Raw genomic sequence first — 7,262 nt, forward strand, 5'->3', positions numbered from 1 at the left:
CCGCGCGCCGAGCGCGGCGAGCATGCCCGCCCCGCCGTCGGTCGTCGCGCTGCCGCCGACGCCGAACACGATCGTCCGCGCGCCCGCGTCCAGCGCGGCCGCGAGCAGCTCGCCGGAGCCGTACGTCGTCGCCGTCAGCGCCGCGAAGACGCCGGGCGGCAGCAGCTGAAGGCCGGAGGCCTCCGCCATCTCGACCACCGCGGTGCCGTCGCGCAGCGCGAACGCCGCCGTGACCTGCTCGCCGAGCGGTCCGGTGACGGTCACCTCACGCCGTTCGAAACCGGCCGCCACGGCCGCGGCGACCGTGCCGTCGCCGCCGTCCGCGACGGGCAGGGTCTCCACCTCGAGCTCCGGGACGACCCGTCGCAGTCCTGCTGTGACCCGCTCCGCGACCTGTACGGCCGTGAGCGAACCCTTGAACTTGTCGGCCGCCACGAGCACACGTGCCCGCGAGTCCGCGACCTGAGTTACTGCTCCGTCCGTCACCTTGCATCCCTTGCTTTCGAACAGGCAGTCGCGCCGTGCCCGACCCTATCCGCACCCGGAGAGGGCGTGCCACTCACCGATAGACCGATATGCCACCCCATAGGGGGCACCAGAACTACGAACTGATCGATCAAATCGACCGGTCATGTCCTCCCCCTGTCCTCCCGGCCGTGTCCTGCGGGCGGGGCAGGCGGGGATTGGGTAAACCGGAGGCATGGGTCTCCTACCGCACAGCGAACTCGCCGACCGGATCCTCGGCGGCTGGACCGGACGGATCGCCGGGAACATGCTCGGCAAGCCGGTGGAGCGCGGCGACCACTGGACGCCCGAGCGGATCGACCGCTACCTGCGGCTGACCGACGCGCTGCCGCTCACCGACTACCTGCCCCCTCCGCCCGCGGCCGGCGCGGACGGGTTCGAGCTGCGGCCGGAGTGGCCGCAGTGCGTGCGCGGCCGGATCCACGGCAGCTGCCGGGACGACGACATCGACTACTCGATCCTCGGCCTGCACCTCCTGGAGACCCGGGGCTTCGACTTCACCACCGAGCAGGTCGGCGAGCACTGGCTGCTGCGGCTGCCCTACCTGCAGACCTTCACCGCCGAGCGGACCGCGTACCGCAACCTGGCGAACGGCCTCAAGCCGCCGCTGACCGCGACGTACGACAACCCGCACCAGGAGTGGATCGGGGCCCTGATCCGGGCGGACGTCTTCGGCTGGACCTCACCCGGAGATCCGCGCCGGGCCGCGTCCCTGGCCCGCCGCGACGCCGTCCTGTCGCACACCGGCAACGGGGTGTACGGCGCGATGTGGGCGGCGGCGCTGATCGCAGCCGCGTTCACCGCACCGGGGCCGCGCGCGGCGCTCGAGACCTCGCTGGAGCGGATCCCGGCGAGCAGCCGGCTCGCGCGGGCGGTCCGGCACACGATCGGGCTGTACGAGGCGGGGGTCGACTGGGCGGACGCGCTGGTCGAGCTCGGCTCGGAGAACAACCACCTCGGCTGGATCCACACCGTCCCGAACGCGGCGGTGCTCACGGCCGGACTGATGTACGGCGAGGGCGACTTCACCCGCACCATCGCGCTGACCGTCCGCGGCGGCCTGGACACCGATTCCAACGGCGCGACGGCGGGCTCGGTCGCCGGGGTGATGTGCGGCGCCCTGGCCATCCCTTCGCAGTGGTCGGAGCCGCTGCAGGACCGGGTGCGCAGCGCGGTGTTCGGCTTCGACGGGGTACGGATCACGGAGCTCGCGGAGCGGACGCTGCGGCTCGCTACGCTGACCGGATGACGACGACCGACTACGCCGCGTACATCGCGAGCCTCCCCAAGGTACTGGCCGGGGCCGCCGCCCTCTTCCGAGACGACCGGGACCGCGTCCTGATCGTCGAGCCGAACTACCGCGACGACTGGACGCTGCCCGGCGGCACGATCGAGTCCGACGCGGGCGAGACGCCCCGGCAGGGGGCCCGCCGGGAGACGGCCGAGGAGATCGGCCTGGACGTGGAGCTGGGCGCGCTGCTGGCGGTCGACTGGGTCCTCGAAACGGCCCCCCGGCACCGGCCGCCGCTGGTGGCGTACGTCTACGACGGCGGCGTGCTGACCACGGAGCAGTTGGGGTCGATCCGCCTCCAGGAGGAGGAACTCCTCTCCTGGAAGCTGGTCCCCCGCGAGGAGCTGACCGACTACCTCCCCGGCAACCTGAGCCTGCGCGTCCTGGCGGCCCTGGACGCCCTCGCCACCGGCCACGGGCCCGCCGAGCTGGAGAACAGCCGCCCGGCACGATGAGCCTCGGGCCTCCCCGCCCGCCGCACCCCCGGCCGTGCAAAGCTGGACACATGATCGATGCGATGCTTGACGACTTCCTCGGCGCCGGCGCGGACGCGGTCGAGGAGGCGGTCCGCAAGGCGGCGGCGGCCGAGATCATGCCCCGGTTCCGGCAGCTCGCCGCGCACGAGATCCTGGAGAAGAACGGACCGCACGACCTGGTCACGGTCGCCGACCGGGCCGCCGAGGAGCGGCTCACCGAGTCGCTGACCGCGCTGCTTCCCGGCTCCGTCGTGGTCGGCGAGGAGGCCGTGCACGCCGACCCGGCGGTGTACGACGCCGTACGGGGCGAGGCCCCGGTCTGGATCGTCGACCCGGTCGACGGCACCCGCCAGTTCGTCCGCGGCGAACCCGCCTTCTGCACGCTCGTCGCGCTCGCCCGCGGCGGCGTGGTGTACGCCTCGTGGACGTACGCGCCCGCGCTCGACCAGCTGGCCGTGGCGGTCCGCGGCCAGGGCGCGAGCCTGAACGGGCAGCCGCTGCGCGCCGGATCGCCCGCGCCCGGCGCGGTCCTGGAGGTCGCCGTCTCGCACCCCGACTACACCACCCCGGGCGAGAAGGAGGCCCTGCTCGGCCTGAACGCCGACGGCGTGCGCACCCGGCCGTGCGGCTCGGCCGGACTGGAGTACCTGGCCATCGCCCGCGGCGAGCTCGACGCCGTCGCCTTCTCCTGGGAGTACGCCTGGGACCACGCGGCCGGCCTGCTCCTGGTCGCCGAGGCCGGCGGCGCCGATCTGACGCTCGCGGGCGAGCCGTTCCGCATCGCCGGCGGCAACGCGCTGCCGTTCACCGCGGCCCGCGACGCGGCCACCGTGCAGCGCGTCGTGGAGCTGCTGCGTGGCCGATAGCCGACGCCCGCCCCGGTCCGGGCGGCCGGGGAGGAATATCCTGGCCGCCCTGGCCGTCGGCTGACGAAGGAGTCCCAAGGTGCCGTCCATGCTCGATGCCGTCGTCGTGGGTGCGGGACCCAACGGACTGACCGCCGCCGTCGAACTGGCCCGCCGCGGCTACTCGGTGGCCGTGTTCGAGGCCAAGTCCACGATCGGGGGCGGCGCGAGGACCGAGGAGCTCACCCTTCCCGGCTTCCGGCACGACCCGTGCTCGGCCGTCCACCCGCTCGGCGCCGGCTCGCCCGCGTTCAAGGACCTGCCGCTGGCCCGCTACGGACTGCGCTGGCTGCACCCCCAACTCCCCATGGCCCACCCGTGGGACGACGGCAGCGCCGCCGTGCTCTCCCACTCGGTCTCCGAGACCGCCGCCTCGTTCGGCCCGCGCGACGCCGGCACGTACCGCCGCCTGGTCGCCCCGTACCTGAGCAAGTGGGACACCCTGGCACGGGACTTCATGTCCCTGCCGCTCACCGCGCTGCCCCGCGACCCGGTCACCCTTGCCCGGTTCGGCCTGACCGGACTGCCCCCGTCGACCTGGCTGATGCGCCGTTTCAAGGACGAGAAGGCGCGGGCGCTCTTCGCCGGCATGGTCGGCCATGTCATCGCCCCGCTCGGCGGGTTCGCCACCAGCGCCGTCGGCCTGGTCTTCGCGCTCGCCGCGCACGCCGGCGGCTGGCCCATGCCGCTCGGCGGCTCGCAGTCCATCTCCGACGCCCTCGCCGCGTACCTGAAGGACCTCGGCGGGGCCGTGCACACCGACTTCGAGGTGAAGCGGCTCGACGACCTGCCGCCCGCCCGCGCGTACGTCTTCGACACCTCGCCCACCGCCCTCGCCCGGATCGCGGGCTTCGGCGGCCTGTACGACGGCTACAAGTACGGTGCGTCTGCGTTCAAGATCGACTACGCCCTTGACGGCCCCGTCCCCTGGACGGCCAAGGAGGCGCGCGTCGCTGGCACCGTCCAGGTCGGCCCGGGCAGCCGCGACATCGCCGCCGCCCTGAACCAGGCGTCCTCCGGCACCGCCCCCGAGCGGCCGTTCCTCATCACCGCCCAGCCGAGCCTCGTCGACCCCACCCGGGCCCCCGAGGGCAAGCACGTCTTCTGGGCGTACGGCCACGTCCCCAACGGCTGGGACGGCGACCTCACCGACGCGATCGAGCGGCAGATCGAACGCTTCGCGCCCGGCTTCCGCGACCGCGTCCTGGCCCGCGCCACCGCCGGGCCGCCGCAGCTCGCCGCGCACAACGCCAACTACGTCGGCGGCGACATCGCCTGCGGCGCGGCCCGCGGCCTCCAGCTGGTCCTGCGCCCCAAGCTGTCGCTGCACCCGTACAGCACGCCGCACCCCGCGGTCTTCCTCTGCTCCTCCGCAACCCCGCCCGGCCCCGGCGTGCACGGCATGTCCGGCCACAACGCGGCCAAGGCGGTCTGGCGGCGCCTTCGGGCCACCGCCGGGAAATGACCGTGACGGGGGCGGCCGGGCTGACCATGATGGAGACATGACCACCGGACCCGCGATCACCCTCGTCCTCGGCGACATCACCGACCAGCACGTGGACGCCATCGTCAACGCCGCGAACAGCTCGCTGCTCGGCGGCGGCGGGGTCGACGGCGCGATCCACCGCCGCGGCGGCAAGGCGATCCTCGACGACTGCCGCAAGCTCCGCGCCGGTCACTACGGCGGGGGCCTGCCCACCGGCCAGGCCGTCGCCACCACTGCCGGGCTGCTGCACGCCGACCACGTGATCCACACGGTCGGCCCGGTGTACAGCACCAGCGAGGACCGCTCCGAGCTGCTGGCCTCCTGCTACCGCGAGTCCCTGCGCGTGGCCGGCGAGTCGGGGGCCGGCTCGGTCGCCTTTCCGGCCATCTCCACCGGGATCTACGGCTGGCCCATGGACGACGGCGCGCGGATCGCCGTGCGCACCGTGCTCGCGTCCGCGCCCGCCTCCGTCACCGACGTCCGCTTCGTGCTCTTCGACCGGGCCGCCTACAAGGCGTTCGAAACGGCCCTGGCAGCGCAAGGGTGATGTCGTTTTTCCGCCAGCCCGGCGGGCCGGCGTCGAGCAAGCTTGAGCCATGCACACCGACACCGAGCGCTGCGTGCGGGCCGTCCAGTCCAAGGACGCCCGCTTCGACGGCGTCTTCTTCACCGCCGTCCTGACCACCGGCATCTACTGCCGGCCCAGCTGCCCGGTCGTGCCGCCCAAGGTCGAGAACATGGTCTTCCACCCCAGCGCCGCCTCCTGCCAGCGGGCCGGGTTCCGGGCCTGTAAGCGCTGCCGGCCCGACACCAGCCCCGGATCGCCCGCGTGGAACGCGCGCGCCGACGCCGTCGCCCGGGCCATGCGGCTCATCCAGGACGGCGTCGTCGACCGCGAGGGCGTGCCCGGGCTCGCGGCCCGGCTCGGGTACTCCACCCGGCAGATCGAGCGGCAGCTGCTCGCCGAGCTCGGGGCCGGGCCGCTCGCCCTGGCGCGGGCGCAGCGCGCGCAGACCGCGCGGCTGCTCGTCGAGACCACCCCCATGCCCCTGGCCGAGGTCGCCTTCGCCGCCGGGTTCGCCTCGATCCGCACCTTCAACGACACCGTCCGCGAGGTCTTCGCCCTCACCCCCGGCGAACTGCGCGCCCGGGCCGCCCGCGGCCCCGCCGCCGGCCCGCCGACCCCCGGCGTGATCTCGCTGCGGCTGCCGTTCCGCGCCCCGCTCGCCCCGTCCAACCTCTTCGGTCACCTCGCCGCGACCGCCGTCCCCGGCGTCGAGGAATGGCGGGACGGCGCGTACCGGCGCACGCTGAGCCTCCCGTACGGGCACGGCATCGTCGCCCTCACGCCCACGCCGGACCACATCGCCTGCCGGCTCTCCCTCACCGACCCCCGCGACCTCACCGTCGCCATCAGCCGCTGCCGGTGGATGCTCGACCTCGACGCCGACCCCGTCGCCGTCGACGACCGGCTGCGCGCCGACCCGCTGCTCGCCCCGCTCGTCGACAAGGAGCCCGGCCGGCGCGTGCCGCGCACCGTCGACGCCGCCGAGTTCGCCGTCCGGGCCGTCCTCGGCCAGCAGGTCTCCACGGCGGCCGCCCGCACCCACGCCGGCCGACTCGTCGCCGCCCACGGCACGCCCGTCGACGACCCCGAGGGCGGGCTCACCCACCTGTTCCCCGGGCCGCAGGCGCTGGCCGGCCTCGACCCCGAGACCCTCGCGCTGCCGCGGTCCCGGCGCACCACCCTGCTCACGCTCGTCCGGGCGCTCGCCGACGGCGAGCTGCGGCTCGACGTGGACAGCGACTGGGACGAGGCCCGCGCCCGGCTCGCCGCGCTGCCCGGCTTCGGCCCCTGGACCACCGAGGTCGTCGCCATGCGGGCGCTCGGCGACCCCGACGCGTTCCTCCCCGGCGACCTCGGCGTCCGGCGCGCCGCCGAGGGCCTCGGACTGCCGGCCACCCCGTCCGCGCTCACCGCCCGCGCCGCGCAGTGGCGGCCCTGGCGGGCGTACGCGGTCCAGTACCTGTGGGCGACGGACAGCCACCCGATCAACCACCTCCCTGCGTAAGGAAGTTGCCGAGCCATGCCCACCGTCACGCATCTGATCGTGGACAGCCCCTACGACGCGCTGACCCTGGTCGCCGTCGACGGCGTCCTCAGCCGCATCCACATGACCGACCAGCGCCACCGCCCCGCCGAGGAGACCTTCGGGGAACGCGACCCGCGCCCCTTCGGCGAGACCATGCGCCAGCTGGACGCGTACTTCGCGGGCGAACTCAAGGAGTTCGACCTGCCGTTGCACCTCGTCGGCACCGAATTCCAGCTCCGCGTCTGGGAGTCGCTGCGGGCGATCCCGTACGGCGAGACCCGCACGTACGGCGAGCTCGCCGAGGCCCTCGGCAATCCCGGCGCATCCCGAGCGGTCGGCCTCGCCAACGGCAAGAATCCGGTCAGCATCGTCGTGCCCTGCCACCGGGTGATCGGCGCGAGCGGCTCGCTGACCGGGTACGGCGGCGGTCTCGACCGCAAGAAGCGACTGCTCGCCTTCGAGTCGGGCGCATCAACGTGTGCGGAG

General features: G+C 74.2%; 8 protein-coding genes. 7 read left to right on the forward strand and 1 reads right to left on the reverse strand.

Features of this window, described 5'->3' with window-relative positions:
- Positions 1 to 486, reverse strand: a 486-nt coding sequence (locus VIU94_RS39720) for a glycerate kinase (protein WP_331919682.1), incomplete at its 3' end; no start/stop codon positions are given.
- A 214-nt stretch (positions 487 to 700) separates the two neighbouring features.
- On the opposite strand from VIU94_RS39720, the gene VIU94_RS39725 reads away from it, so the two are divergent.
- The 7 genes from VIU94_RS39725 to VIU94_RS39755 form a co-directional block, all read left to right on the forward strand.
- Positions 701 to 1,774 carry an ADP-ribosylglycohydrolase family protein gene (locus VIU94_RS39725; protein WP_331919684.1) on the forward strand — a complete coding sequence of 358 codons (1,074 nt, stop codon included), beginning with the start codon at positions 701 to 703 and terminating at the stop codon, positions 1,772 to 1,774.
- Positions 1,771 to 2,271 carry an NUDIX domain-containing protein gene (locus VIU94_RS39730; protein WP_331919686.1) on the forward strand — a complete coding sequence of 167 codons (501 nt, stop codon included), beginning with the start codon at positions 1,771 to 1,773 and terminating at the stop codon, positions 2,269 to 2,271. The genes VIU94_RS39725 and VIU94_RS39730 overlap by 4 nt, the downstream gene beginning before the upstream one ends.
- Positions 2,272 to 2,333: 62 nt before the next feature.
- On the forward strand, positions 2,334 to 3,158 hold the full coding sequence (locus tag VIU94_RS39735) for an inositol monophosphatase family protein (RefSeq protein WP_331919688.1): 825 nt from the start codon (positions 2,334 to 2,336) through the stop codon (positions 3,156 to 3,158).
- A 79-nt stretch (positions 3,159 to 3,237) separates the two neighbouring features.
- Entirely contained in the window at positions 3,238 to 4,662 is a 1,425-nt protein-coding gene (locus VIU94_RS39740) for a phytoene desaturase family protein (RefSeq protein WP_331919690.1), read from the forward strand.
- Positions 4,663 to 4,699: 37 nt separating this feature from the next.
- Entirely contained in the window at positions 4,700 to 5,230 is a 531-nt protein-coding gene (locus VIU94_RS39745) for an O-acetyl-ADP-ribose deacetylase (RefSeq protein WP_331919692.1), read from the forward strand.
- Between the two features lie 49 nt (positions 5,231 to 5,279).
- On the forward strand, positions 5,280 to 6,755 hold the full coding sequence (locus VIU94_RS39750; protein WP_331919694.1) for an AlkA N-terminal domain-containing protein: 1,476 nt from the start codon (positions 5,280 to 5,282) through the stop codon (positions 6,753 to 6,755).
- Between the two features lie 15 nt (positions 6,756 to 6,770).
- On the forward strand, positions 6,771 to 7,262 hold a 492-nt coding region (locus tag VIU94_RS39755; protein WP_331919696.1), incomplete at its 3' end, for a methylated-DNA--[protein]-cysteine S-methyltransferase.

The sequence above is a fragment of the Streptomyces sp. genome (assembly GCF_036566765.1).
Lineage (GTDB): Bacteria > Actinomycetota > Actinomycetes > Streptomycetales > Streptomycetaceae > Streptomyces.